Raw genomic sequence first — 25,005 nt, 5'->3', positions numbered from 1 at the left:
CGCCGCTCACCTGCGCCCGAACAGCTTCTCGACGTCGGCGAGTTTGAGTTCGACATAGGTCGGGCGGCCGTGATTGCACTGGCCCGAGCCCGGCGTGCGCTCCATGTCGCGCAGGAGGGCGTTCATTTCTTCGGGCCGCATGCGCCGGCCGGCGCGCACGCTGTTATGGCAGGCCATGGTCGCGAGCACGAGATTGAAGCGCCGCTCCAGCGCCGCCGCGCCATCATCCTCGACGAGCGCCGCGGCCAAATCGCGCGCGAGCCGCGTCGGGTCCGGGTCCTGCAGCAAGGCAGGGGTCTCGGTGACGGCGACGGCGCCTGGACCGAAGGGCTCGATGACGAGGCCGAATTCGGCGAGCAAAGGCGCTGCGTCGAGGATCGCCTCGACCTCCGCCCGCGCCAGTTCGACGATCGCGGGAATGAGCAGCGCCTGCCGCGGGGCCTTGCTCCCGGCGCGCGCCGCCTTCAGCCGCTCATAGACCAGCCGCTCATGCGCGGCGTGCTGATCGACGATGACGATCCCGTCGCGGGTCTGCGACACGATATAGGTCTCATGGATCTGCGCCCGCGCAGCGCCGAGCGGCGCTTCCAAATCCGCGAACGCGGGGACGGCCTCCCCTGCCCGGGCGTCGGCGGCGAGGCTTTCAATCGCCGCGAAAGCTTCGGCCGGCGAGGGCTCGGCGAAGCCGGCCGAAGCGCCCGCATCAAAACCAGGATTTGCCGGGGATCGACGCCAATCCCAATTCGCCGCGCCGCGGGCGTCCGGGAATCCGTGGCCGCGCCGCGCCAGCACGTCGAGGGCGCTGGCGCCGCCAGCCGGGCTGGCGCGATGCTGTGCGCCGGCAAGGGCCTGCTTCAGCGCGCCGACGATCAGCCCGCGCGCGAGGCCCGGATCGCGAAAGCGCACTTCGGCCTTGGCCGGATGCACATTGACGTCGACCTCACGCGGATCGCAGGAGAGGAACAGGACGAGAGCGGCATGCCGGCCGGCAGGGAGAAAATCCATATAGGCCGCGCGCGCCGCCCCGAGCAGCAGCCTGTCGCGCACCGGCCTTCCATTGACAAAGATATATTGCGCGGCGGCGCTGGCGCGATGCCAGGTCGGCAGGCCGGCGAAACCCTGCAGGCTCACGCCTTCGCGCTCCGCGTCGATAAAAAGCGCATTGTCGCGGAAATCTGCCCCGAGAACGGCGGAGAAGCGCATGAGCCGCCCCTCGGGCGTATTGGCGCAGGCGGCAAGATCGAAGCCGCGCACGTCGCTTGAGGCAAAACCAAACCGCACCTGCGGATGCGCCATCGCCAGCCGCTCGACGATTTCCGCGCTGGCCCGCGCCTCGGCGCGGTCGGTGCGCAAAAACTTGAGCCGCGCCGGCGTTCCGGCGAAGAGATCGCGGATTTCGACCCGCGTGCCCTGCGGCTGCGCGGCGGGCGCCGGACCCTCCTTCACGCCGCAATCGACTTTGACGCGCGCGCCGGCGGAGGAACCCCTCGCGCGCGAAAAAATCTCCAGCGCCGCGACCGAACCGATCGAGGGCAACGCTTCGCCGCGAAAGCCGAGCGTTTCGATCGAAGACAGATCGCCGTCCGCCAGTTTCGAGGTGGCGTGGCGTTCGACGGCGAGATCGAGATCTTCGAGCGACATGCCGCAGCCGTCGTCAATGACCCGGATCAGCTTGCGCCCGCCCGCCTCGATGGCGACGTCGATGCGGCGCGCCCCCGCGTCGAGCGCATTCTCGATCAGCTCTTTCAGCGCGGACGCCGGACGCTCAATCACCTCGCCCGCGGCGATGCGGTCGATCAAGACAGGATCGAGACGGCGGATGACCATCGTAAATCTCTGAGATCGCTTCGGGCCGGAGCGAATCGGAAAGGGATTATCGCATGCCAGGCCTTGGTTCGGGCAAACCTTGATTGGGACAAGTCTTGATTGGTCCGCGGCCGGCTGGATTTTACGCACAACAAGGCGCGGCGGCGGCCGTATTTTGGTCCCCGCGCCGGTCTGGCTCCATTTTCGCTTTATCTCCGGTCAGCGCGCGCGGCCGGACCCGGCCTCGCGCCGGCGGGGGCGCATAGCCCGCAGCTCCATACGGGAACGCCTTCGTCCCGGCGGAGCGGCGTCGGCTCCCGCCTGAAACGGTTAGAGCACCTATTCGAGGATCGATTCATGACGGACATGGCGGAACTGAAAAAGCGCAAGGAGCCGCTCAATCTGGCGATTGTGCATGTGGATCCCGATGCTTTCATCGCAAATTTCATGGGTTGGCTGGAAATTACCGCCTTTATTACGGCGCAGCGGGCGGGTCTCGCACAAATTCCCGCCGACGGAAAAACCCCGGCGCTATCGGCGGACGAGTTGCAAGGCCCAGGCGTGCAGAAGGTCGGCAATGACGCGATCTTCGCTTTCTGCATGACGGCGGCGCTGAAAGGCGACCAGGCCGCGGTGGACAAGGTCGAGGCTGCGCTCATCGAGAGCATGGGGCCGGAGTTCCCCGGCGCGTCCGCTTTGTGGCATTTTCGTTCGAAAATCGACAATCCGGAGACGCTGGAAGATTTTACCGGCCAGGCCGGCAAGAAGCTGCTCGCCGCCGATCTGCCGCCGCCGCCGCTCCGCTCGAAAGAAAACTGGAGCACGGGCCTGCGCTTCTTCGAGAAGGCGCGCAATTCGAATTTCATTCATGAGATCATGTATCCGCTGGCCAAATGGACCCGCGAACGCTGGACCGAGACGCTGGAAAAGGGCGTCGCCTTCCTGCAGCACATCGAGGATAACGTCCCGATCCTGCGCGACGCCCTCGGGGACACCCGCAACGATCAGGCGTTTACCGCCAATATGCTGTTGAAGATGGCTCCTGCCGTCGACATGGAGCTGAACGAGGAATATGAGGGATTTCTGCGCTCGCTCGCGCGCCGGAACTAGTTTTCCGGGCGCTGCGCCGATCCCGGAGCTCCGTCCCATCCTTCTCGGCTGCCCGCCCCCACCGCGAGCGCGGACAGGCATGCGCTCGCGCCTCCATCAAGGAGTTGGCGCGGGGGCGATGCGCCCTTAGACTAAAGGCTCTTGAGTGGGAGGAGCCATTGCGCCATCGCCTGTTTCGCGCCGCCGCGTGGGTCCTGGTCGGCTTCGGCCTGCCCGTTTCCTGGTCCGCACATTCCTGTGGCGCGCTCGCCGCCGAGGTCACATCCGCGGATCTTCTGGCGGCGGAGGCCGATCCAAACGACTGGCTGACCAATGGGCGCAGCTTTTCCAATCTGCGCTTTTCGCCGCTGACCGAGATCAATACCGCGAACGTCCAGCATCTCGCGCCGAAATGGATCTACCAGACCGGCAAGGCGGCGACGTTTCAAGCGACCCCTCTCGTGTCGGACGGAGTGATCTATCTCTCCGAACCCTTTTCCAGCGTCTCGGCGATCGACGCCCGCACCGGCGAAAAAATCTGGCGCTATGAGCATAAGCTGCCGGCGCAGAAACTCTGCTGCGGACCGGCCAATCGCGGCGTCGCGCTGGGCGAAGGAAAGGTTTTCGTCGCCACCGTCGACGCCCGCCTGATCACGCTCGACGCGAAATCGGGCGAGATCGTCTGGAATGTCTTGCTCGCCGCGCCGGACGCCAGCACCGCCGAGGACAAGGCCGCGCTCGCCGACATTGCCGGTGCCGGATCGCGCGCCGCCTCGGGCCAGAGCGGCGTCGGGGCCAATTCCGCGCCGCTTTATTACGACGGCAAGGTGTTCATCGGCGTGACCGGGGCCGGCTATGGGCTGCACCTTGAAAGCGAGCGCCCCGGCGCGCCGCTCGGCACCGTCGTCGGCCTCGCCGGAAAATACGGACGCTCCGGCTTTCTCGCCGCCTTCGACGCGGCGACAGGGCAGAGGATCTGGCAATTCGATTCAACGCAAGCGGGCTGGGAGGGCGATTTCGTCGAAAAGACCGCCTATGGCGCCGCGCTGCCGCGCGATATCGCCCGCGAAAAAGCCGATATGGCGCAATTTCCCGACGCCTGGCGTACCGGCGGCGGCACGGTCTGGCATACGCCCGCGCTCGATCCAGCCCTCGGCCTTCTCTATTTTGGCATTGGCAATCCCTCGCCGCAGGCGACCGGCGACGGCAGGCCGGGCGATAATCTCTACACCGTCTCGCTCGTCGCGGTGGACGTCGAAACCGGCAAGCTGCGCTGGCATTTCCAGCAGGCTCCGCATGATCTTTGGGGCTATGACGTTGCGAGCCCGCCCTCGCTGTTCGACGTCGAGATCGGCGGAAAGATCATTCCCGCCGTCGGTCAGGCGAGCAAGCTCGGCTGGTATTTCGTCAATGACCGGCGCGACGGCAAATTTCTTTATAAATCGGACGCCTTCGTGCCGCAGGACAATCTGTTCACGGCGCCGACGCCCGAAGGGGTGACGATCGCCCCCGGCGTCGGCGGCGGGGTCAATTGGTCGCCGGCCGCCGTCGACGCAGCCAAAGGAATCGCCTATGTCGCGGCGATGCATCTGCCGACAACTTTCAAGACCGCCATCCTTCCGGCGCATGACGGCAAGCCGCCCGTCGCCTATACCACCGCCGATCCGGCCAATGTTCCGAACTGGGGCGTGCTCGCCGCGCTCGATCTCAAGCAAAACGGCAAGATTCTATGGAGCCATCAAACGCCGCAGCCGTTGGTCGGCGGCGCGCTGGCGACCGCGGGGGGCCTTGTCTTCACCGGTGAAGGAAACGGGTTCTTCGACGCCTTCGACGCCGCCTCGGGCGCGCTGCTCTGGCGCTTCAATTGTGGCGCTGGCGTCAATGCGCCGCCGATTTCCTATGCGATAGGCGGCCGGCAATATATCGCCGTCGCGGCGGGGGGCAGCGCGATCTGGGGCTATCCGCAGGGCGACGCGCTGCTCGTCTTCGCGTTGCCGCAGGGGCTGCCTGTTAAAGGCGAATGATGAAGCGGTCCGACGTCCGGCCAGATCCGCCATCCGATTGCGGGCTCATCATCCGCGACGCGGCAGCGGCCGATATGGCGGCGGCGCTGGCGATCTACGCCCATCATGTCCGCTATGGCCTCGCGACCTTTGAGGAAACGCCGCCCTCGGTCGACGAATTCGCCGCGCGCCGCGCCGCTGTGCTGGCGCTCGGGCTGCCGTTTCTTGTCGCCGCGATCGACGGGACAATCGTCGGCTACAGCTACGCTGCGGAATATCGGGCGCGAACCGCCTACCGGCACACCATCGAGGATTCGGTCTATGTCGCCGTTGGCTTTGGCGGACGCGGCGTCGGGACGGCGCTGCTCGCAGCGCTTCTGGAGCGCTGCGAAGCAGGTCCCTGGCGGCAAATGATCGCCGTCATCGGCGACAGCGGCAATGCAGGATCGATCGCCCTGCACAAGAACCTCGGCTTCGCGCATAACGGGACATTGCGCTCGGTCGGGCTAAAACTTGGCCAATGGATCGATACGGTACTGATGCAGCGCCCGCTCGGCGCGGGCGACGCCTCGATCCCCGGCGAGGGCGCAAAGCAAATGTAAAAGGCGTGGCTTGAGCTTTTCAGACGCCCGGGCGAACCGTCGCCGGGGAAGGCGCATTGATCCCGGCGCGTTCGAGCCGGCCTCTGGCGGCGGCGACGGCTTTGTCAGAAAATCGATCCGGGTATCTCAGCAGCAGATATTCGCCGGTCAGCTCGGCCCGGCCGGTTCGGATCAGCATCCCGAACCCCTCCGTCGGAGCAGGCGCCAGGGCCCAATCCGCGAGGCAGCCGACGATTCCCTTGTTTCTTATTTTTTGCCGGGTCCGGCTGGCGCGCGTCGTGCGCCCATTTTTCTCGGTCAGCGCCTGTTCATAGGCGCCTAGCGTTTCGTAAAAACTGCGATGCAGCGGATCGGCGAGGTCTATTCCATCTAGCGCGCAAAGTTTTCGGAGCGCCTCGCGCCACAGATCGTCGCGGCAGCGCCGCCGCGCGTCTTCCATCATTTTCCGCAACGCCGCCCGGCTCTCCGGTTCGAACGCCGGCGCCGGGAAAGGAGATCCTAACGCAATTTTCTTGTGCGCCATGGAATTGCTAACATTCCATCAAGCCGGGGCGGCCGGCCGCCCTCACATCCCCACAGGGCGCCCCGCCACGGCCACCAGCAGGCTGGCGTCGCCGAACAGGCGCTTGGCGGCGCGCTTGGCGTCCTCCATCGTCACAGCTGCGATCTGCCGGTTGCGCTCATCCAGCTGATCGACGTCAAAACCTTCCGTCTGCAAATGAAGCAGCTGCGAGGCGATCTTGGTCGACGTGTCAAAGCGCAGGGCATAAGAGCCGATCAGATATTTTTTCGCCTTGTCGAGTTCCTCCTCGGTCGGGCCGACCTCGGACAGATTGCGGATTTCGGCCTCGATCACCGCCATCGACTCGGCGGCGCGCTCATTCTTGGTCGAGGTGCCGCCATAGAGCATCGCGCCATGGTCGTAGTTTAGAAGCTGCGAATAGACCGAATAGGCGAGGCCGCGCTTTTCGCGCACCTCGCGGAACAGGCGCGCCGAGAAGACGCCGCCGCCCAGCACATGGTTGACCACCATGCCTGCAAAGAAATCGGGATCGCGGCGCGCGAGCCCCGGCCGGCCGAAGCGGATCGTCGATTGCGGCACGTCGACATCGACGACAAAGCGCTGGCCGACGTCGCCGAACGCCGCCTCCGGCGTCGCGATCAGGCTGCCCCTCTGCGGCAAGGCGCCGAACACGTCGTCGAGATGCTGCTTCAGCGTCTCGGCGTCGATCGCGCCGACGACGGCGATTTTCAGCGACTCGCGCGCGAAGACGCCTGAGCGGATCTCGACGAGGTCGCCGCGCGTCAGCGTCGGCAGGACGTCAAGATCGCCGCGCACGGGCTGGCCATAGGGGTGGCCGAAATAGGCTTTTTCCCGGAAAGCTCTGCTCGCGACATGGTCTGGATCGTTGAGCTCTCGCCTGAGGCCGGCGGCGATCTGCGCCGAGACGCGCTCGAACGGCTCGGCGTCGAGCCGCGCCTCGGCAACGGCCAGCCGCAGCAAGGAGAAGGCCGGGCCGACATTGCGCGCGAGCGTCTGCAGCCTTCCATGAAAATTATCGCGGTCGGTCGAAAAGGACAATTCGATCGCGTCTTCGTCGAGCGCCCGATGAAACCCTTCCGCGTCATAGGGGCCAGCGCCCTCATCAAGCAGCCCGGACAGAAGATTGGCCGCCCCCGGCTTGCCGGCTGGATCTTGCGACGCGCCGCCCTTGAAGGCGAATTCCACCGCGACGAGGGGGACGGCGTAATCCTCGACGAGCCAGGCTTCAATGCCGCCGGCGGACACAAGCTTTTGCACCTGCGCGGCGCGGGAACGGGGCTCGACTGACTTGAGCGGGGCAGGCGTTTCGAGGGCTGTGGTCGGTGTCATTTACAAAATTCCAGCGGCCGCGCCCGATTGGGCTCAGCCGAAAAAGAGGAAAGGTTCAGGCGGTCAGGGGCGCTTCGAGCCCCTCGCGCGACGCTTCGTCGCCCGCCGGCGCCGAGAGAAGGAACCCCGTCACGCTGCGCTTCTTGTCGAGCAGCCGCGCCGCCTTGCGCACGTCCTCGCGCGCCACGGCCTCGATGCGCTGCGGCCATTGCGTCACGTCTTCGATGGAAAGGCCCGTCGCCAGCGACGCGCCATACCAGCGCGCGAGAGAGGCCTGATTGTCCTGCGCATAGACCGCATCGGCGACGAGGCGCGTTTTTGCGCGGTTGAAATCGGCTTCATCGACGCCCTCGGCCGCGACGCGGGCGATGATCTCGTCGATCGCGGCGTCAAGCCGCTCGAGCGAAACCCCTTCCGCCGGCACGGCGTAGACATAAAAGCGCGTATCGTCGACAGCCGTGCCGAGATAATGCGCCCCCGCTCCGACCGCGATCTTCTGCTCGATGACGAGATTCTTGAACAGAAGGCTGGTGTGGCCGGCGCCGAGAAGATGGCCCAAAACCTCGAGCGCCTCGGCGACGCCGGGCGCCGCCGTGTGATAGGACGGCACCAGATAGACGCCATGATGCGAAGGCTGTTCGACCTTTTCGTCGGCCAGCGTGACGAGGCGATGGGCGCGCTGCTCCGGCTCACGCGGACGCAGCCGTTTCGGCGGCTCGCCCCGCGCCGGGATCGGCCCGTAAATTTTCTCGGCGAACTCCACGACCTCCTCGGTCGAAACATCGCCGGCGACGACGAGAATGGCGTTCTCGGGCGTATAGAAACGGTCGTAATAGGCGAGCGCGTCGGAGCGATCGAGGCTCTCGATCTCATGGTTCCAGCCGATGATCGGCCGCCCATAGGGATGCTGTGTGAAAAGGGCGGCCTGCACCGCCTCGCTCAGTTGGTCGGAGGGGTCGGAATCCGTGCGCATGCGGCGCTCTTCAAGAACGACTTCGCGCTCGGGCGCGACGATCTCGTCGGTCAACACCAGATTCTTCATGCGGTCGGCTTCATATTCCATGCAGACCGAGAGCTGATCGCGGGCGACGCGCTGGAAATAGGCGGTGTAATCATTCGAGGTGAACGCGTTTTCCTGGCCGCCGGAATCGGCGACGAGCTCGGAAAATTTGCCCTGGGGATGCGTGCTGGTGCCCTTGAACATCAGATGTTCGAGGAAATGGGCGATGCCCGACTTGCCGAGAGGATCATCCGCCGAGCCGTTGCGGTACCAGACCATATGGGTCACCACCGGCGCGCGATGATCGGGGATCACGACGATGTCGAGGCCGTTGGCGAGCCGCGCCTGGCCGATCGCGGGTCCGCCGGGCTTCGCCGGCGCCTCCGCCGATGGCGTGAGGGAGGGTGCTCTGGGAGGGGCGAAGGACATCGGGACACCGCTTTCTGAAATTCGGCCGAGCGCTCCGCATTGGCCCCAAATCGAAGACAGGCGCGCGGCGGAGGCAAAGCAAACTTAGAAAGGGCGCCGTCCTTTAGCAAGGCCGCCGCGAGGTTTGGCGGCGCAGAGCAAATGCCAAGGGGCAGATAAGGCGCACGAAGCCTCAAGGCGAACCGACGTGATCGCGGATCGGCGCAGGGCATAAGGCGGGTTGAGCTCGGCCAAGGCCGGCGATCGGCTCCAACGCGTCGGCGCCGGGAAAGGCGTCACGGCCCGTCCCCAAAGACGTGCTTTCCGGCAAAGCGCCTCGTCAGAATTGTGCGGCGCCTGCGTTTCCGAGCAGGATCGGCAGCGCTAGAGCGCTTTCCGATCACATGGAAACATGTGATCGATAAGAAATCATTCCGCACCAATAAGTTGGAGCATGTCCTTATCGTCCAGATGATTCCATCTGAACGGGACGTGCCCTAAAAGAAGCTCATTCGTCGACGGAGCTCTTGTGCCTTTGCGCGCGGTTATAGGCCTGGGCGTCGCCGGCGTCGGGCTGATCTTTCGGCGCATCGATGGTCGCCGTCGCGGCGGCGCTCGCCTTGCGATAGCCACTCGGCGGTTCGGTCAAATAACGGCGATCCGGCTCGACGCCGGGATCGACCTTGTCGGGCGAGCTGCCCCCGCCGAGGCCGACCATGCTCTGCAGCGCTTTCCAGGGTGTATAAAGGCAGATCGGCGTGCCGGCGCCCGGCTGGCAATCGTCCTCTGCCCCGCGCGGCGCATCCGTGCCGCGCCCACCGACGCCGCCAGCGAGCTCCGCCGGCGAGAGTTCGACGCGCGCCTGCGGCGTCAGCTGCGGCGCGGGTCTTTGTGCTTCGGCGGCGGCATGACGGCGCTCGCCGATATCGGGATCGCTCGGCCAGGACGGATCGCGCGAGGCGACCTTCGGCTTCGGCAGCTCGGTCCGGGGCGGCACGACAATCGGCGCGCGCGCCCGGTAATCGATCGATTCGCGATCCTTGTCGAACTGCATGCCGATGAAGCCGAGAACCGAGTTCAGCGGATTGGTGTCTTCCTGGGGCGCCTGCGCGCGCGCGGGACCGAAGCCGGCGAGGCCGGAGAAGGCGAGACTGACGGCGAGAAGCCGAAGGAGCCGCACACGGTCGGCGCTCATCCTGTTCGATGCCATAAACTTAAATCCTCAGCGACAGACTGCTCGCTCGGCGCTGACCATCGCGCGCCATAAGGGCAATTTAGGGGCAGAAAACTGTTAAAATTCTATAGCGCCGAAGCGCCCTCGTCCCGGCTTTTGCCGCCGGTCCCCGCGCTGTTGGCGCTGAACAGGGAATCATAAATGAGCAAGACGACGCCGGCGACGATCGCGGCATCGGCGAGGTTGAACACATACCAGGAGAAGGAGCCGACGTGGAAATGATAGAAATCGGCGACGAAGCCATAGGCCGCGCGATCATAGGCGTTGCCAAGCGCGCCGCCGATGATGAAGCCAAGCGCGCAGGCGATCAGCTTTGAGGTCGAACGCCACAGCCAGAGGATCATGAAGATCGTGGCGGCGAGGGTCAGGCCCAGCAAAGCGTAGCGCTGAAAATCGGTCCGGGCGCTGAGCAGCGAATAGGAAATGCCCGGATTCTTGGCGTAGACGACATCGAAGAACGGCGCGAGCGCAACCGGCTGGCGCTGTTCGATGCCATAGACGAAAATGAGCCAGAGCTTGTTTGCCTGATCCGCGGCAAGGGTCAAGGCGGCGACGATCGCGCCAAGAACGCGTGGGCTCACGGCCAGCGCCCCGAAGCCGCAAGTTCGCGCAGCGCCTGCGCGTCGCGCGGCGTCACGTCCGGATAGTCGGGATCGGAGCCGACCAGCGGCGAGATGCGCCAGGACCGGGCGCATTTGCGTCCCTCCGCGCGGCCCGGGACGACAGCGACGCCCAGAACCTCATTGAGCCGGAACGCGTCGGCCGGCCCCTCGCCCGCCGTAATGGTCATATCCGAGGTGATGCAGATTTCGGCGAAATCGACGCCGTCGAGCGCGGCCATAAGCTCGGGTTCGGCGATGAACACCTGTGGCGCCGCCTCCAGCGACGAGCCGATGCGCTTTTGCGCCCGCTCGATTTCGAGCGCGGCGGTGACGACGGCGCGGATGCGGCGGATTTTCTCCCATTTCGCGGCGAGCGCATCGTCGCGCCACGCCGCCGGAAGATCGGGCAACGTTTCGAGATGAACGGATAAGGCGTCCGGGTAGCGCGACAGCCACGCCTCCTCGCTCGTGAAGACAAGGATCGGCGCCAGCCACAGCGTGACGGCGCGGAAAATCTGCTCGATCGCGGTCAGCGCCGCCAGCCGCTTCAGGCTGGAGGGCGGCTCGCAATAAAGCGCGTCCTTGCGGATATCGAAATAAAATGCCGACAGATCCGTATTGAGGAAGGACGACACCCGCGCCACGACGCGCTTCAGGTCGAAGCGCCGATAGGCGTCCCGGACTTCCTCGTCGAGCTCCTTCAGCCGGTGCAGCATCAGCCGATCGAGTTCGTCCATCTCGTCGACGGCGATTGCGCGCTCCGGCTCGTAATGGGCGAGCGTGCCGAGCATCCAGCGGATGGTGTTGCGCAGCTTGCGATAGGTCTCGACGAAGGTCTTCAGAATCTCCGGGCCGATGCGCAGATCGTCGGAATAGTCGGAGGCGGCGACCCAGAGGCGCAAAATATCGGCGCCGGCGTCCTTGATGATCGTCTGCGGCGCGGTGACATTGCCCTGGCTCTTCGACATTTTCTGACCCTTCTCGTCGAGGACGAAGCCATGGGTCAGGACGAGATCGAAGGGCGCGCGCCCGCGCGTGCCGCAGGATTCGAGCAGGGAGGAATGGAACCAGCCGCGATGCTGGTCGGAGCCTTCAAGATACATGATCTCGTCATCGCCGCCATCGCGCTTGCGCCGGATGTTGGCGAGGCCCGGGAAGTTTTGCGGATCATCGAGCGTGAAGGCGTACGTCGAGCCGGAATCGAACCAGACGTCCAAGACGTCGTCGATCTTTTCAAAAGCTTCGGGGTCGTGGGCGTTGCCAAGGAAGCGCGCCTTGGCGCCTTCCGCGAACCAGGCGTCGGCGCCTTCGGAGGCAAAAGCCTCCTCAATGCGGGCGTTCACGTCTGCGTCCTTGAGGATGTCGCCGCTGTTCTTGTCGACAAAGATCGCGATCGGCACGCCCCAGGCGCGCTGGCGCGAGACGACCCAGTCCGGCCGGTTGGCGATCATGCCGGTGATGCGGTTTTCGCCGGCTGCCGGCACCCATTTTGTGCGGGCGATTTCGGAAAGGGCGATGCCCCGCAGGGTGGTTTCGGCGCCCGCCGCTCGCCCTTGCGGGACGTGAAAATCCTTGTCGAGCGCGATGAACCACTGCGGCGTGTTGCGGAAGATCAGCGGTTTTTTGGAGCGCCAGCTATGCGGATACTGGTGCTTCAGCCGCCCGCGCGCGAGCAAATTGCCGGCCTCGATCAGCGCCTTGATGACGGCCTCGTTGGCGTCGCCCTTGGCGCCCTTGTCGTCGATGACGCGGCGGCCCGTGAAGCCGGGAGCGTCCTTCGTCAAGAAGCCGTCGGCGTCGACGGTGAAGGGGATGCGGGTTTCAATGCCGCGCTGTTCCAGAGGGCGCTTGTTGGCCATCCAGATTTCATAGTCGTCGCGGCCATGGCCGGGCGCGGTATGGACGAAGCCTGTGCCGGTATCGGCGGTGACATGATCGCCGTCGAACAGGGGGACGTCGAATTTGTAGTTGTGGCTCCCATGGCCCATGTCGAACTGTATCAGTTCGCGCAAGGGATGTTCGGCGATGTAATCCTTCAATCGGCTTACATCGATGCTTTCCAGCCGTTCAAAGGCGTCGACTTTTGCGGATTTGAATACCCCCTCTGCGAGCGCATCCGCGAGGATGTAACGATCGCCCGCCTTGGCCCAATTACCATCCGGCGCCGCAGTTACACGATAAAGGCCGTAGGCGATCTTGGACGAAAAACTGATCGCCCGATTAGCAGGGATGGTCCAGGGCGTCGTGGTCCATATGACGACCTTTGCGCCAAATATCCCGATCGGATCGCTCAGCGACGAACCATCGCCAATCGGATCCCGACCCAGCGGATTCGCTGGGAGAGGCCCACGCCGGACGACGCCTGCGACCGGAAACGCCACAAACACCCAGTCGCTGACGTGGTCGTCATACTCGACCTCCGCTTCAGCCAGCGCGGTCTTCTCAACCACGCTCCACATCACCGGCTTCGAGCCGCGATAGAGCAGCCCGTTTCCGGCGAATTTCATGATCTCGCGGGCGATGGTCGCCTCGGCGGGATAAGTCATGGTCAGATAGGGATGATCCCAATCGCCATTGACCCCCAACCGTTTGAACTGCTCGCGCTGGATCTCGACCCAATGCTCGGCGAAGGCGCGGCATTCGCGGCGGAATTCATTGACCGGCACCTCGTCCTTGCTGCGGCCCTTGGCGCGATATTGCTCCTCGATCTTCCATTCGATGGGGAGGCCGTGGCAGTCCCAGCCCGGCACGTAATTGGCGTCGGCCCCAAGCATCTGCTGCGAGCGTGCGATGAGATCCTTGAGGATCTTGTTCAGCGCGTGGCCGATATGGATGTCGCCATTGGCGTAGGGGGGCCCGTCATGCAGGACGAATTTCGGCCGCCCGCGCGCCGCCTCGCGCATGCGCCCGTAAAGGCCGATCTCGCGCCAGCGGGCGAGCAGCTCCGGCTCTTTCTTCGGAAGGCCGGCCCGCATCGGAAAGTCGGTCTGAGGCAGATAGAGGCTTTTGGAATAATCCGGGCCGGACTTGGCCTCGCCCCTGTCCTTGCCTTCGGCCGTGCGCAAAACGCCGCGCGCCGTCTCGATCTCATTCATGATTGTGTCTGCTGGTTTGATGGCGCTCGTTGCGAGCGCGGCGCGGACTGGCCGCCGGAACAGCGATAAGGGTCCCGGCCCCGCGCGAAATAATCAGCCGCGGGCCGGGCGCGTAATTCGCAGCGCGGAATTTTCTTGGACGGTTCCAATCATGGATCTGTTCTAGCAATGAAAGCGAAAAGAAAGCAATTGCGAGACGCGGCTCGGGCGCCTCCTGCTCCTGCTCTTCAGGACGCCGCCGGCTCGCCGGCGATCACGTAGCGCATTTCGGCGTTTTCGCCCGCCCCATCATGAGCAAGGAGTTTTAGCGTGAATTTGCCGGTTTGCGGCGGGATAGCGAGCGTTTGCTGGAGGTCCCCGGAAAAGCTGATGTCGAGCACCGTCTTATATTCAATATAGGCTTTCAGGGTCTTCGTTTCGGCGCCGCCCGAAACGGAAAAATGGAAATCCTCGCCAGCATGCGGCTGGCCTTCGCTATGGATGCGCATGACGTAGGGCTCCTTTAACGAACAGATGCGTTCAAGCTGCGCACTGCCCGAGCCACGTCCGCGCCGCCATGATCCTGGCTAAACCGTCGCGGTTTTTGCGCGAAAAAGCTCCGCGACGATGCAGATTCCTACCCCCAATGCTTGGCGGCGCGCCAAAGCGCCCATTGCCGGCGCCATTGCGGCAGCACGATATTGGTTTTGAAGGGATCGTAGCACTTTCCCTCCATCAGCCGCAGATAGGGTTCGCAGAGGCTGATAGGCAGAAAGGCCGGGCGCGCCAGGTCCGGCAGCCCCTCGATCCGACTCAGGAAAATCTCAAGATGCGAACGGGCGAGCGCGCGGACCTCCTCAAGGGCGGATAAAAGCGCCGGCGTCGACCGCCCCGAAACAATGTCCGCCCGCTCAAGACCGTGGCGGCGCAGAATGTCGAGCGGGACATAGCACTGACCCCGCGCCGCATGCCAGGGAAAGGCGCGCAACAGGCCGGTCAGCGCGTAAGCGGTCCCGCCATGGCCGGAGGCGCCAAATCCGGCGGAGGGCGTATCGGGCTCAAGGATCATCGGCGTCAGGCAATAAAGATTGGACGAGGTCGCCTTGGCGTAGGCTTCCAGCTCGTCCACGGTCTGCATCGGATCGTCGAACAGATCGAACTGCCGCGCATCGATCAACTGCAGCAAGTTTTCGCGCGGCAGGTCAAAACGAGCCAAAACGTCGGTCACGGCGGCGGCGACAGGGTTTGCCCGCACATCCTCACGATCTGGCTGCTCCAGCGCCTCGCGCCACCATTGAAAGCGAATTTCGCCCAGCATCGGCTCGGAGACGACCTCGCGCGCCCGCGCGATTTCGAGGCTGAAGGCATAGAGCGCATGCGCATAACGGCGCTTGCCTTCCGGGAGGAACAGGCTCGCCAGCCATCGGTCCGGGTCGTCGCGGCGGACGATCGTCTCGCAATGGGCGTAATCGCCATCGAGGGCGGTCAAAGCTTCGCTCATCAGGGAACCGCCAGAAGCGCGGCGGCGACCCGCCGCTTTTCGCCAAGCAGAATATTATAGGTTCGCGCCGCGGCGCCCGTCTGCATTGGTTCGGCGCGGATGCCGGCCACGCTGAGCCGGCGTTTCAGTTCCGGGTCGAGCGGACCCATGGCGACGCCGACGCCGATCAGCACATGCTCGATCAGACCGCGCTCCTCGGCGAACAGCTGGCCGAACGAAGCGGCGGTGATGTCGGACGGATCGAGCACGCTCCAGGCATAGACGCCGGACGGCAGCGCCAGGATTGATCCGCGATGCGACATGCCGCCGAAGCGGAAGCCGCCGGAGCCGTAACCGTCGATGGCGTGCAGGCCGGGCAGAAAACCGGGGTATTTCGGGTCGCGCGTGTCATTCGGCATCGCAGGCCCCTCGGCGGCGCGCTGGCGTGTCCCGGCGGTTGTACGGCGGCGTGAGATCAGGCCGAATTCTTGGCGAGCTTGCCGCCGGGGGTCGGCTCCTGCCCGACGGTCTCGTTGCGAAGGCCAAGGTAAATCAGCATTGGCGAGCAGATGAAAACCGACGAATAGGTGGCGACGAAAATACCCCAGATCATCGCGATCGAGAAGGAGCGGATGACCTGGCCGCCGAAAACCACCAGAGAGAGCAGCGCGAGAAACACCGTCGTCGCGGTCATGATGGTTCGCGGCAGCACGGCGTTGACCGAGAGATCGATCAGCTCGTCGGTCGGCATCTTGCGGTATTTGCGCATCATTTCCCGGATGCGGTCGAGCACGACGACAGTCTCGTTCAGCGAATAGCCGACGATGGTCAGAATCGCCGCGATCGAGGTCGTATTGAATTCGAGCCGCGTCAGCGAGAAGAAGCCGACCGTCAGTAGCAAATCATGCATGGTGGCGATGATCGCGCCGACGGCGAATTGCCATTCGAAGCGGAACCACAGATAGCACAGCACCGCGACGATCGCGAGAACGACGCCAAGCGTGCCGGACTGCACCAGTTCGCCGGAAACGCGGGGGCCGACGACCTCGACGCGACGGAAGTCATAATCATTGCCGACCGCCGTCTTGATCCTGGCGACAGCCGCCTCCTGCGCCGCGGCGTCGCCCTGTTCGCTGTGCTGGACGCCAAAGCGGAGCGTCACATCCGAGGGCTGGCCAAAACCCTGCACCTCGACCTCTCCGACATGTGCGCCCTCGCCGACCGAGCGCAGCGCGGCGATGTCGGCGACGCCAGATTTCGCGCGCAGTTCGATCAGCGTGCCGCCGGAAAAATCGATGCCGAAATTCATGCCGAGCGTCAGGAACAGCACCACTGAGATGATCGACATCACAGCCGAGAACGGATAGCTGATGCGCCGGAAGCGCATGAACGGGAATTTGGTGTTTTCCGGCGCGAGGCGCAGAAGTTTCATCTCGAACAGCCTTTTGCCTGAGGCGGGCGCCTGATTTCAGATCGGCAGCTTGACCGGCCGCTTGGTGCGGTACCACAGCGTGATCATCATGCGCGTCATGGTCACCGCCGTCACGATGGTCGTCAGAATGCCGAGCGCGAGCGAGACGGCGAAGCCGCGCACCGGGCCCGAACCGATAAAATACAGGATCGCGGCGGCGACGAACATGGTTACGTTGGAATCGACGATGGTCGCGAAGGCGCGCTTGAAGCCGGCGTCGAGCGAGGACACGATCGAGCGGCCGGCATGCGATTCCTCGCGGATGCGCTCATAGATCAGCACATTCGAGTCGACCGCCATGCCGATCGTAAAGACGATGCCGGCGATGCCGGGAAGCGTCAGCGTCGCGCCAAGCAGCACCAGCCCGGCAAAGATAAAGGCGATGTGGACGAACAGCGCGATATTGGCGAATACCCCGAAAATCCCGTAGGTGATCAGCATGTAAAAGGCGACCAGCGCCGCGCCGACATAGGCGGCGCGCTTGCCAGCGTCGATCGAATCCTGGCCAAGACCCGGCCCGACCGTGCGCTCCTCGACGATGGTGAGCTTGGCCGGCAGCGCGCCCGCCCGCAGCAGGATCGCAAGATTATTGGCCGATTCCACCGTGAAATGGCCGGAGATCTGCCCGGAGCCGCCGGTGATCGGGCCGAGGATGCGCGGCGCCGAAATCACCTTGCCGTCCAGCACAATAGCGAAGGGGCGGCCGACATTTTCGGAGGTGACCTCGCCGAAGCGCTGGCCGCCGCGAATATTGAAGCGGAAGTTGACGACGGGCTCCTGCGTGCGGCTGTCAAAGCCCGGCTGGGCGTCGGTCAGATCCTCGCCCTGCACCATCACGCGCTTCTGCACGGGAAGCTTCGAGCCCGGCCGGTCGACCTCCTCGAGCATTTCCGTCTCGGCGGGAACGGCGCCGGTATCGGAGACAAGGCGAAACTCGAGCTTGGCCGTCGTGCCAAGGATTTCCTTGAGTTTTCCGGTGTCCTGCAGGCCCGGCACCTCGACCAGCACGCGGTCGTCGCCCTGGCGCTGGATATTCGGCTCGGTGGTGCCAAGGGCGTCAACGCGCCGGCGCAAAACCTCGATCGATTGCTCGACCGCCCGCCGCATCTTGGCCTTGATCCCCGCCTCGGTCACGGTGAACTGGATGAGGCCGTCGGCCGTCTCCGTGACGTCGAAGACGGGCGCGCCGGCGACGCCGGATATGCCGGCGCTCGCGGGAGCCGTGAGCGCGCGCAGCTTCGGCATGATCCGCTCGCGTTCGGCGGCGTCCGGAATGCGCAGCTGCACGCCGCGCGGCTGCACGCCAATGCCGCCGGAGATCGAGGCCTTCTCTTCGCGCAGGGTGCGGCGGACGCTGTCGCGCAGATTGTCGATCAGCGTCTTGACGACCGACTGGCCGTCGACTTCGAGCAGGACATGCGAGCCGCCCTGCAGATCGAGGCCGAGCACGATCGGCCGGATCGGCAGGAAGCTTGGCGCATGCGCCATCAGCGCCGCGCGGCTCTGCGGGCCGAGCAGGCTCGGCACGATGAGCAGCAGCGCGATGACGGTCATCATCACGATGGAGACGATCTTCCAGGTCGCAAAACGCAGCATAAGTTTGAAATCGTCCGGAGAGATCAGGCGGGAGCGCGGCTGCGCCCGGCGGAAAGTTAAGCCTAGGAGTTGGCCGCGTCCTTGACGGGCTCGCCCTTCGACCGGACGTCCGTGACGAGGCCGCGCGCCACCCGGACCCGTACATTGGGGGCGATTTCGAGCTCGACCTCGGCGTCGTCGATAACTTTCGTCACCTTGCCGATCAGCCCGCCGGAGGTGACGACGCTATCGCCGCGGCGCAAATTCTTGATGAGGTCGGCATGATCTCTGGCGCGCTTCTGCTGCGGCCGCATGATGAGGAAATACATGATCGCGAGGATCAGCGCGAAGGGGATCAACTGAACGATCAGATCCGTCGCTCCGCCGCCCGCGCCGGCCGCCTGGGCGAAAGCTGGGGTAAACAATTCCGAACTCCTCGATTTTTCGCGGCTCCAGGCGCTCCCGAAGCGCGCGGACTATAGCGGGCGCGGCCATGAAAGCAATGGCGCCCAGGGGGCGCGCCTTGAAGCGGGGTCACGCCTCTAACGCCGCGTCGCGACCGGGACGAAGCGGCTCCAGATAGCCGAAGATGGCGCGCGCGACGCGCCCTTCGAGAGAAGCCGCGTCTGTCTCGCCGCGCTGTCCCGCCGCGTCGACCATTCCCTTGCAGATGGCGAGCATGTCAGCGGCCGCCTGCTGCGGGTCGGCCGGGCTTTCTTGCGCCATCCGCGCGAGAAGGCGGACGATGGCCTGCTCCAGCCGGAACGAGACCCTGCCGACCTCGAGCTCCAGCGGCAGCCGCTGCTCCTCGAAATCGAGCAGGCGCGCAAGAGCCGGCCGCCGCATCTGATGGGCGACCGCGGCGCGGATCAGCTGTTTCAACCCCTGCGCGCCGCTCGCCGCCCGCTCGGCTTCGGCCACATCGTCGAGCAGCACGGCCGTTTCGCGTTCGATCAGCGCCGCCGTCAGCGCGTCCTTGCCGGGAAAATATTGATAGAGCGAACCGACGCCGACGCCTGCCTTTTCGGCGACGGCATTGGTCGTGTAGCCAGCAAAACCGCGCTCCTCCAAAATGCGAGCCGCAGCCTCGATGATGCAGGCGACGGTCTCAGCCGAGCGCAATTGTGCGGGCTTTTTCCGTGGCTTAAGCGCAGGGGAGCGGAGCGGGTCGGACATGCCGGGATGCGAGTTTCAAATACGAGTAATAACTCGCAATATAGGCGCGTCGCCTGTCAAGGCAATCGCCAAGGATCTTGAAATGACCACACCCGTAAAACTGACCGTCTTCATGCTTGTAAAAACGTCCCCGGAGTGGCTTGGCTTCCCGGTCAAAACCAGGTTCGCCGAGCTTCGCGAGCACTTCGAGCCGATCCTGCGCAAACACGCCGAGGGCGTGCGGCTGCGTTTCTACGACGCCGAGTTCTATTCTGCCCGCGTCACCGACATATGGCTCTGGGAGGCGACGAGCCACCACGCCTATGAGCTTCTGGTGGAAGATCTGCGCGAGACGGCCTTCTGGGATCGCTTCTTCGACATCGTCGAGATCATCCCGGCGGTCGAGAACGCCTATGCCGCCAATTATGGCGAGGCGCCGCTTGCGGCGTGAAGGGACTGGAGGCGGCGGCGCGCGGTATAGCCAAGCGCCTGCCGCCATGATCTAACGCCGCTCCCTTTATCTGCTTTTGGCCAGATGATCGATGACCGACGCTCGCAATCCTGATGAATTCGCCAACGCCCGCGCCGCGCTTGCGCTTGAGCGCATCGCGACTGCGCTCGAAAGGCTGGTTCCGGCGCCGCCCGCGGCCCTCGATTTTTCCGCCGCCGACGCCTTTATCTTTTCGGCTCACGCGCCGCATCTGTCCGCCGTCGCGCGCGTCAATCGCGTCGACATGGCGTTGCTGCGCGGCATCGATCGGCTGCGCGATATATTAACCGACAACACGGAGCGGTTCGCGCGCGGATTTCCGGCCAATAATGCACTTTTGTGGGGCGCGCGCGGCATGGGCAAATCCTCGCTGGTCAAGGCGGCCCATGCTGACGTCAACCAGCGCTTGAGCGGCGCTGGAGCGCTCGCCCCGCTGAAACTGATCGAGATCCATCGCGAGGACATCGACAGCCTGCCCCTTCTGATGGGGCTTTTGCGCGAGGCGCCCTACCGCTTCGTCGTCTTTTGCGACGATCTTTCCTTCGACGCCGCTGATACGAATTACAAATCGCTGAAGGCGGTGCTTGAGGGCGGCATCGAGGGACGGCCGCAAAACGTTCTGTTCTACGCCACCTCAAACCGGCGCCATATTCTTTCGCGCGAGATGGTTGATAATGAGCGCGGCACGGCGATCAATCCCGGCGAGGCCGTCGAGGAGAAAGTCTCGCTGTCCGACCGTTTCGGCCTCTGGCTCGGCTTCCACGCCTGCTCGCAGGCCGACTATCTCGACATGGTATTCGGTTACGCCCAACATTTCGGCCTCGCGCAGGACCGCCCCGTGATCGAGCGCGAGGCGCTGGAATGGGCGATCACCCGCGGCGCCCGCTCGGGGCGGACGGCGTTCCAATATATTCAGGATCTTGCGGGGCGGCTCGGCAAGCGGCTCGATTGAGACCGTTTGCGGCGGAGAACGACCGATCGGCGCCTTCGTCACGACGGACGTTTAGGTGGGCGCAGCTATTCCGCCGCCATAGCCTGATCCTCGCCCGCTCTTGAGCCAATCAGCGCGAGGGCCGCGCGCAGGACTTCAAGCCCGGCGCCGGGCTTGACCGATTCCGTCGCCAGATGCCGGCGGAAGGCGCGCGCGCCCGGCCGGCCATTGAAAGCGCCGAGCAGATGCCGGGCCATGGCGTTGAGCGGAACTCCCTCCGACAGCCGCGCCGCGATATAGGGCGTAAAAGCCTCGATCGCCTGCGCCATCTCTGAGAAGGGGGCGTCCTCGCCGAAAAACACCGGATCGACCTCAAGCAGCAGCGCGGGATCCTGATAGGCCGCGCGCCCAATCATCACGCCGTCGACATGATCCAGCTGCGCGCGCATGGCGTCGATCGTATCGAGCCCGCCATTGATGGCGATCGGCCTATCGGGGAAACGCCGCTTCAGCTCATGGACCAGCGCATAATCGAGCGGCGGGATATGGCGGTTGTCTTTCGGCGACAGGCCCTCCAGCCAGGCCTTCCGCGCATGCACGATCAGCGCGTCGGCGCCCGCCGCCAGCACGGTCTCCGCGAAGGCGAACAGCGCCTCGCGCGGCTCCTGCTCGTCGACGCCGATGCGGCATTTGACCGTGACGGGCACATCGACGGCGGCCTTCATGGCGGAAACGCATTCGCCGACGAGCTGCGGCTCGCGCATCAGGCAGGCCCCGAAGGCGCCGTTCTGCACCCGCTTCGACGGGCAGCCGGCGTTGAGGTTGATTTCGTCATAGCCGAAATCGGCGCAGATGCGCGCGGCCGCGGCAAGATCGGCAGGATCGGAGCCGCCAAGCTGCGCGGCGACGGGATGCTCCGCCGCGTCGAACCCAAGCAGCCGGTCGCGCTGGCCGTGCAGCACGGCGCCCGTCGTCACCATTTCCGTATAAAGCCGCGCGCGCCGGGTCAGGAGACGATGGAAAGACCGGCAATGGCGGTCGGTCCAATCCATCATCGGCGCTACTGAAAATCTATGTGTTTGAGTTTGCTTCATTTTTTTCAGTACTATCAGGCCGTCAGGCAGCGCCGTCCGCACTCGCTGTTACGCCGCAAACGCCCCGCTTCGACGCCGGAGCGCACACGGCCCGCACACCAAAATGGCGGCCGTTACGAAACTACCTTGCAGTTCCTGGCGAGTCCAAATTCGTCGCAAGGGACGCCATTTCAGCGAGACGTTTCGCGGCGTGCGCCCGCCCGCTGCGGACCGGCGTGGCGCCCTCGACGATCGCGCGCGTCGCCAAAATCAACACCTTCAGGGATTGATCGACCTCCATATGAACGATATGGCGGCGGTGGGCAAGGCGCCCCTCCGGTCCAAGGCGGCGACGCTCGACCTGAAACGCGAATCTCGCAAATGCAAGAATTCCACTCTGGATCGTCCGGCAATGGCTATCGATTCGGATCGCGCCGTGATTGGACGAAGCGCCGGGCTGACACCGTCGCCATGGCAATTGTAGTTTGAAGTCCGCCGGATATTGCGCTCAGGGTGAGGATGTCGCTCTCGGCGGTCTGGTCTATGATTTCGTCCCGCCAACCTAAGAGTTATAGCTACCAATTCGGTTGACACGCGCAAACTCGCTGGCGGCCGGCGCCTCTATACACGGCTTACGTTTCCATTTTGGGTGGATCAACCTCCTAACCCGATGGCTGCCGTCGCGAAACTACCGTCCGGTTCCTGGCGTGTCCAAATTCGTCGCAAGGGACGCCATGTCAGCGACACGTTTCCGTGGCGTGAGGGCGCCCAGCCGCCGGCCATGGAGGCGGAGTTCCAAGCCGATCGCCGCGCCATGCCCTCAACGATCGCCATAAAGACGGACATCCCGTCCCACCGATCCATCGGCTAGCGCTTCCCGATCATTGAGCGCGATATTTCGAAATTCGAGGATTGCCAAAAGACGCCGGAAACCGCAAACTTGGCTCGTTGCACGCTAATGAAGCCATCATAGGGGTTCATTGGCAAACGGTTTCGCCGGCGAGCAAACACCAGGTCTCATCCCTGCCGGGATCCTGACGTTGATCGAAGAGCCTGCCGCATTGCGACAATGCAGGTCCTCACGCCTTTATCAAACACTGACCAGACCATCGGACATAATCGGCTAACCTTCGAAGGCGGGGAAGACAATGGAGCGCAGGACCCTCTCGAGACGCGGATTCTGCTTGTGCTGCATCGGAGCGGCTCAGGCAGGATTGGCGGGTTGGCTGACGCCGCGGGAGGCCTACGCCGAGGCGCGCGGTCTCGTCAGCCTGATCAAAGACAGCGCCGCCGTGACGCCGATCGTGACTCACAGGCTTCGTGGCGACGTGAGCGTCCTTGAGGGCTCAGGCGGCAATATCGCTGTGCTCACAGGCTCGGACGGAAAGGTGCTTGTCGACGCCGGCATCAGACTATCGCAGACCAACATCCGCAAGGCTCTTGCCGACCTCGGCGCCGATCCTGTCACCCATCTGATCAACACTCACTGGCACTTCGATCACGCCGACGGGAATGAGTGGCTACATGCGGCCGGCGCAAAAATCATCGCTCACGAGAACACGCGCAAGCGCCTGTCGCAGGTCCAGCGCGTCGAGGACTGGGACTACAATTTTCTTCCCCTCGGCGCCGGCGGAATTCCTGACGATGTCTTTTCGAGCGATCGCACCCTGAAGCTCAATGGCGCCACGCTCAATTGCAAGTATTATGGTCCCGCCCATACCGACAGCGACATTTCCGTTCATTTTGCAGAAGCCGACATCATGCATGTCGGCGACACCTTCTGGAACGGCGTCTACCCCTTCATTGATTATTCGACCGGGGGAAGCATCGATGGAACGATTGCGGCGTGCGACGCCAATCTCGCAGTCGTCACGGATAACACCATCATCATCCCGGGCCATGGTCAGCCGGTGAGCAACAAATCCGAACTGCAAGAATTCCGCGACATGCTCGTGGCGGTTCGGGAGAATGTCGCCGCGCTCAAGACGCAAGGCCGGTCACGGGATGAAATCGTCGCGGCAAAGCCAACCGCGGCCTTCGACGGCAAATTCGGCAGTTTCGTGATTGACCCCGACTTTTTCACACGATTGGTCTTTGAGGGCGTTTGACTGCCGCCAACGACGGAAGGACAGTCACTATGTATGTGACGAGGAACCCGATGCAAGCAAGCCTAAACGCAAGCTAGATACAGATGTCATTTCGTCAATAAATACAAGGATATCGCCACATGGGCATGATAACAACAAAAGACGGCGTCGACATCTTTTACAAGGATTGGGGATCTGGACAGCCGATCGTCTTCAGTCATGGCTGGCCGCTGTCATCGGATGACTGGGACGCGCAGATGTTGTTCTTTCTCAACAAGGGCTATCGCGTCATAGCCCATGACCGCCGAGGCCATGGCCGATCGACCCAGACGGGCGACGGCCATGACATGGATCACTACGCCGACGATCTCGCGGCGGTGACCGCCCATCTCGATCTCAAGGACGCGATCCATGTTGGACATTCGACAGGCGGCGGCGAGGTTGTCCACTATCTCGCCCGTCACGGCGAAAGCCGGGTATCCAAAGCGGCGATCATCAGCGCGGTTCCGCCCTTGATGGTGCAGACGCCGGCCAACCCGCTCGGGTTGCCAAAGGCGGTGTTCGACGATTTGCAGGCGCAGCTCGCGGCAAACCGGTCGAAATTCTACCGCGACCTGCCGGCAGGCCCGTTCTACGGATTCAACCGGCCGGGCGTGGAATCGATCGAGGCTGCGATCGCCAATTGGTGGAGACAGGGCATGATGGGGGGCGCGAAGGCGCATTATGACGGGATCGTCGCCTTCTCACAGACAGACTTCACCGAAGACCTCAAAAAGATCAACGTGCCGGTGCTGGTGATGCACAGCGAAGACGATCAGATCGTGCCCTATGTCGCTGCCGGCCCGTTAAGCGCCAAACTGTTGAAGAACGCAACACTGAAGACCTACAAGGACTTTCCCCACGGCATGATCACGACTCAGGCCGAGACGGTCAACGCCGATCTGCTGGCATTCCTGACATCGTAACGCCACAGGCGCGTTGCCGGGCGACATCACATTTCAGGGGCTGACGAATGGCGCGCGATCGTCAGCCCTCCTGTACCGGGAGAACAT

The 25,005-nt window shown here is 64.0% G+C and carries 23 protein-coding genes; 8 read left to right on the top strand and 15 right to left on the bottom strand.

Translation table 11 applies throughout. The features are described 5' to 3' along the window. Positions 1–6: 6 nt before the first annotated feature. Positions 7–1,827, bottom strand: coding sequence for a DNA mismatch repair endonuclease MutL (mutL, locus tag CR492_RS08370; protein WP_102843297.1), 1,821 nt, complete (start codon positions 1,825–1,827; stop codon positions 7–9). Positions 1,828–2,163: 336 nt separating this feature from the next. On the opposite strand from mutL, the gene CR492_RS08365 reads away from it, so the two are divergent. The 3 genes from CR492_RS08365 (at position 2,164) to CR492_RS08355 (ending at position 5,500) form a co-directional block, all read left to right on the top strand. Continuing rightward, entirely contained in the window at positions 2,164–2,916 is a 753-nt protein-coding gene (locus CR492_RS08365) for a hypothetical protein (protein WP_102843369.1), read from the top strand. A gap of 158 nt (positions 2,917–3,074) precedes the next feature. Then, the gene (locus CR492_RS08360) at positions 3,075–4,919 is read left to right on the top strand and encodes a pyrroloquinoline quinone-dependent dehydrogenase (protein WP_102843296.1); all 1,845 of its coding nucleotides are present in this window, start codon (positions 3,075–3,077) and stop codon (positions 4,917–4,919) included. Continuing rightward, positions 4,919–5,500, top strand: coding sequence for a GNAT family N-acetyltransferase (locus tag CR492_RS08355; protein WP_102843295.1), 582 nt, complete (start codon positions 4,919–4,921; stop codon positions 5,498–5,500). Before CR492_RS08360 ends, CR492_RS08355 begins: the two co-directional genes overlap by 1 nt. 19 nt (positions 5,501–5,519) lie before the next feature. Here the strand turns inward: CR492_RS08355 and CR492_RS08350 are convergent, their stop codons facing one another. The 13 genes from CR492_RS08350 to CR492_RS08290 form a co-directional block, all read right to left on the bottom strand. Then, a complete protein-coding gene (locus CR492_RS08350; RefSeq protein WP_146030212.1) occupies positions 5,520–5,942 on the bottom strand; it encodes a hypothetical protein in 423 nt (140 codons plus the stop codon). Positions 5,943–6,065: 123 nt separating this feature from the next. Then, positions 6,066–7,373, bottom strand: a complete 1,308-nt coding sequence (locus CR492_RS08345; protein WP_102843293.1) for a M16 family metallopeptidase — start codon at positions 7,371–7,373, stop codon at positions 6,066–6,068. 55 nt (positions 7,374–7,428) lie between these two features. Then, positions 7,429–8,802 (bottom strand): M16 family metallopeptidase, encoded by a 1,374-nt coding sequence (locus CR492_RS08340; protein ID WP_102843292.1) that lies wholly within the window; start codon positions 8,800–8,802, stop codon positions 7,429–7,431. A gap of 487 nt (positions 8,803–9,289) precedes the next feature. After that, entirely contained in the window at positions 9,290–9,991 is a 702-nt protein-coding gene (locus CR492_RS08335) for a hypothetical protein (protein ID WP_102843291.1), read from the bottom strand. Between the two features lie 89 nt (positions 9,992–10,080). After that, the gene (gene lspA / locus CR492_RS08330; RefSeq protein ID WP_102843290.1) at positions 10,081–10,596 is read right to left on the bottom strand and encodes a signal peptidase II; all 516 of its coding nucleotides are present in this window, start codon (positions 10,594–10,596) and stop codon (positions 10,081–10,083) included. Next, positions 10,593–13,592 (bottom strand): isoleucine--tRNA ligase, encoded by a 3,000-nt coding sequence (gene ileS, locus CR492_RS08325; RefSeq protein ID WP_432431202.1) that lies wholly within the window; start codon positions 13,590–13,592, stop codon positions 10,593–10,595. Before ileS ends, lspA begins: the two co-directional genes overlap by 4 nt. A 347-nt stretch (positions 13,593–13,939) precedes the next feature. Then, positions 13,940–14,200: a hypothetical protein gene (locus CR492_RS08320; RefSeq protein ID WP_102843288.1), complete on the bottom strand. Its 261-nt coding sequence runs from the start codon at positions 14,198–14,200 to the stop codon at positions 13,940–13,942. Positions 14,201–14,328: 128 nt separating this feature from the next. Then, complete coding sequence (locus tag CR492_RS08315; protein WP_102843287.1) at positions 14,329–15,192, bottom strand: phytoene/squalene synthase family protein; 864 nt, start codon at positions 15,190–15,192, stop codon at positions 14,329–14,331. Then, positions 15,192–15,590 (bottom strand): Mth938-like domain-containing protein, encoded by a 399-nt coding sequence (locus CR492_RS08310; protein WP_102843286.1) that lies wholly within the window; start codon positions 15,588–15,590, stop codon positions 15,192–15,194. Before CR492_RS08310 ends, CR492_RS08315 begins: the two co-directional genes overlap by 1 nt. Before the next feature lie 56 nt (positions 15,591–15,646). Continuing rightward, entirely contained in the window at positions 15,647–16,603 is a 957-nt protein-coding gene (gene secF / locus CR492_RS08305) for a protein translocase subunit SecF (protein ID WP_102843285.1), read from the bottom strand. A gap of 36 nt (positions 16,604–16,639) precedes the next feature. Beyond that, a complete protein-coding gene (secD, locus tag CR492_RS08300; protein WP_102843284.1) occupies positions 16,640–18,238 on the bottom strand; it encodes a protein translocase subunit SecD in 1,599 nt (532 codons plus the stop codon). A gap of 62 nt (positions 18,239–18,300) precedes the next feature. Further along, positions 18,301–18,642: a preprotein translocase subunit YajC gene (yajC, locus tag CR492_RS08295; RefSeq protein ID WP_102843283.1), complete on the bottom strand. Its 342-nt coding sequence runs from the start codon at positions 18,640–18,642 to the stop codon at positions 18,301–18,303. Positions 18,643–18,751: 109 nt separating this feature from the next. Further along, the gene (locus CR492_RS08290; protein ID WP_245412015.1) at positions 18,752–19,339 is read right to left on the bottom strand and encodes a TetR/AcrR family transcriptional regulator; all 588 of its coding nucleotides are present in this window, start codon (positions 19,337–19,339) and stop codon (positions 18,752–18,754) included. Between the two features lie 136 nt (positions 19,340–19,475). On the opposite strand from CR492_RS08290, the gene CR492_RS08285 reads away from it, so the two are divergent. Continuing rightward, complete coding sequence (locus CR492_RS08285; RefSeq protein ID WP_210200246.1) at positions 19,476–19,823, top strand: darcynin family protein; 348 nt, start codon at positions 19,476–19,478, stop codon at positions 19,821–19,823. Positions 19,824–19,914: 91 nt separating this feature from the next. Continuing rightward, complete coding sequence (locus CR492_RS08280; protein ID WP_102843281.1) at positions 19,915–20,814, top strand: ATP-binding protein; 900 nt, start codon at positions 19,915–19,917, stop codon at positions 20,812–20,814. Between the two features lie 65 nt (positions 20,815–20,879). Here CR492_RS08280 and dusA read toward each other — a convergent pair whose 3' ends face one another. After that, entirely contained in the window at positions 20,880–21,887 is a 1,008-nt protein-coding gene (gene dusA, locus CR492_RS08275) for a tRNA dihydrouridine(20/20a) synthase DusA (protein ID WP_102843367.1), read from the bottom strand. A gap of 103 nt (positions 21,888–21,990) precedes the next feature. Here dusA and CR492_RS20460 point away from each other — a divergent pair, with 103 nt between their 5' ends. From CR492_RS20460 to CR492_RS08260, 3 genes are all read left to right on the top strand, one after another. Next, on the top strand, positions 21,991–22,350 hold the full coding sequence (locus tag CR492_RS20460; RefSeq protein WP_146030211.1) for a hypothetical protein: 360 nt from the start codon (positions 21,991–21,993) through the stop codon (positions 22,348–22,350). Between the two features lie 664 nt (positions 22,351–23,014). Continuing rightward, positions 23,015–23,974, top strand: a complete 960-nt coding sequence (locus tag CR492_RS08265) for an MBL fold metallo-hydrolase (protein WP_102843279.1) — start codon at positions 23,015–23,017, stop codon at positions 23,972–23,974. A 119-nt stretch (positions 23,975–24,093) separates the two neighbouring features. Further along, positions 24,094–24,918: an alpha/beta fold hydrolase gene (locus CR492_RS08260; protein ID WP_102843278.1), complete on the top strand. Its 825-nt coding sequence runs from the start codon at positions 24,094–24,096 to the stop codon at positions 24,916–24,918. Positions 24,919–25,005 lie beyond the last annotated feature (87 nt).

Origin of the sequence: Methylocella silvestris (assembly GCF_002891535.1) — a bacterium.
Lineage (GTDB): Bacteria > Pseudomonadota > Alphaproteobacteria > Rhizobiales > Beijerinckiaceae > Methylocapsa > Methylocapsa silvestris_A.
The sequence above is the reverse complement of the archived record's forward strand: the minus strand, read 5'-3'. Positions and strand labels throughout refer to the sequence as shown.

Excerpts from the sequence above, each read along its gene's own strand:
- mutL (WP_102843297.1), bottom strand. The coding sequence starts at position 1,827 with ATGGTCATCCGCCGTCTCGATCCTGTCTTGATCGACCGCATCGCCGCG.
- CR492_RS08365 (WP_102843369.1), top strand. The coding sequence starts at position 2,164 with ATGACGGACATGGCGGAACTGAAAAAGCGCAAGGAGCCGCTCAATCTG.
- CR492_RS08355 (WP_102843295.1), top strand. The coding sequence starts at position 4,919 with ATGAAGCGGTCCGACGTCCGGCCAGATCCGCCATCCGATTGCGGGCTC.
- CR492_RS08350 (WP_146030212.1), bottom strand. The coding sequence starts at position 5,942 with ATGATGGAAGACGCGCGGCGGCGCTGCCGCGACGATCTGTGGCGCGAG.
- CR492_RS08345 (WP_102843293.1), bottom strand. The coding sequence starts at position 7,373 with ATGACACCGACCACAGCCCTCGAAACGCCTGCCCCGCTCAAGTCAGTC.
- CR492_RS08340 (WP_102843292.1), bottom strand. The coding sequence starts at position 8,802 with ATGTCCTTCGCCCCTCCCAGAGCACCCTCCCTCACGCCATCGGCGGAG.
- CR492_RS08335 (WP_102843291.1), bottom strand. The coding sequence starts at position 9,991 with ATGGCATCGAACAGGATGAGCGCCGACCGTGTGCGGCTCCTTCGGCTT.
- ileS (WP_432431202.1), bottom strand. The coding sequence starts at position 13,592 with ATGCGGGCCGGCCTTCCGAAGAAAGAGCCGGAGCTGCTCGCCCGCTGG.
- CR492_RS08320 (WP_102843288.1), bottom strand. The coding sequence starts at position 14,200 with ATGCGCATCCATAGCGAAGGCCAGCCGCATGCTGGCGAGGATTTCCAT.
- CR492_RS08315 (WP_102843287.1), bottom strand. The coding sequence starts at position 15,192 with ATGAGCGAAGCTTTGACCGCCCTCGATGGCGATTACGCCCATTGCGAG.
- CR492_RS08310 (WP_102843286.1), bottom strand. The coding sequence starts at position 15,590 with ATGCCGAATGACACGCGCGACCCGAAATACCCCGGTTTTCTGCCCGGC.
- secF (WP_102843285.1), bottom strand. The coding sequence starts at position 16,603 with ATGAAACTTCTGCGCCTCGCGCCGGAAAACACCAAATTCCCGTTCATG.
- secD (WP_102843284.1), bottom strand. The coding sequence starts at position 18,238 with ATGCTGCGTTTTGCGACCTGGAAGATCGTCTCCATCGTGATGATGACC.
- CR492_RS08285 (WP_210200246.1), top strand. The coding sequence starts at position 19,476 with ATGACCACACCCGTAAAACTGACCGTCTTCATGCTTGTAAAAACGTCC.
- CR492_RS08280 (WP_102843281.1), top strand. The coding sequence starts at position 19,915 with ATGACCGACGCTCGCAATCCTGATGAATTCGCCAACGCCCGCGCCGCG.
- dusA (WP_102843367.1), bottom strand. The coding sequence starts at position 21,887 with ATGAAGCAAACTCAAACACATAGATTTTCAGTAGCGCCGATGATGGAT.
- CR492_RS20460 (WP_146030211.1), top strand. The coding sequence starts at position 21,991 with ATGGCGGCCGTTACGAAACTACCTTGCAGTTCCTGGCGAGTCCAAATT.
- CR492_RS08265 (WP_102843279.1), top strand. The coding sequence starts at position 23,015 with ATGGAGCGCAGGACCCTCTCGAGACGCGGATTCTGCTTGTGCTGCATC.
- CR492_RS08260 (WP_102843278.1), top strand. The coding sequence starts at position 24,094 with ATGGGCATGATAACAACAAAAGACGGCGTCGACATCTTTTACAAGGAT.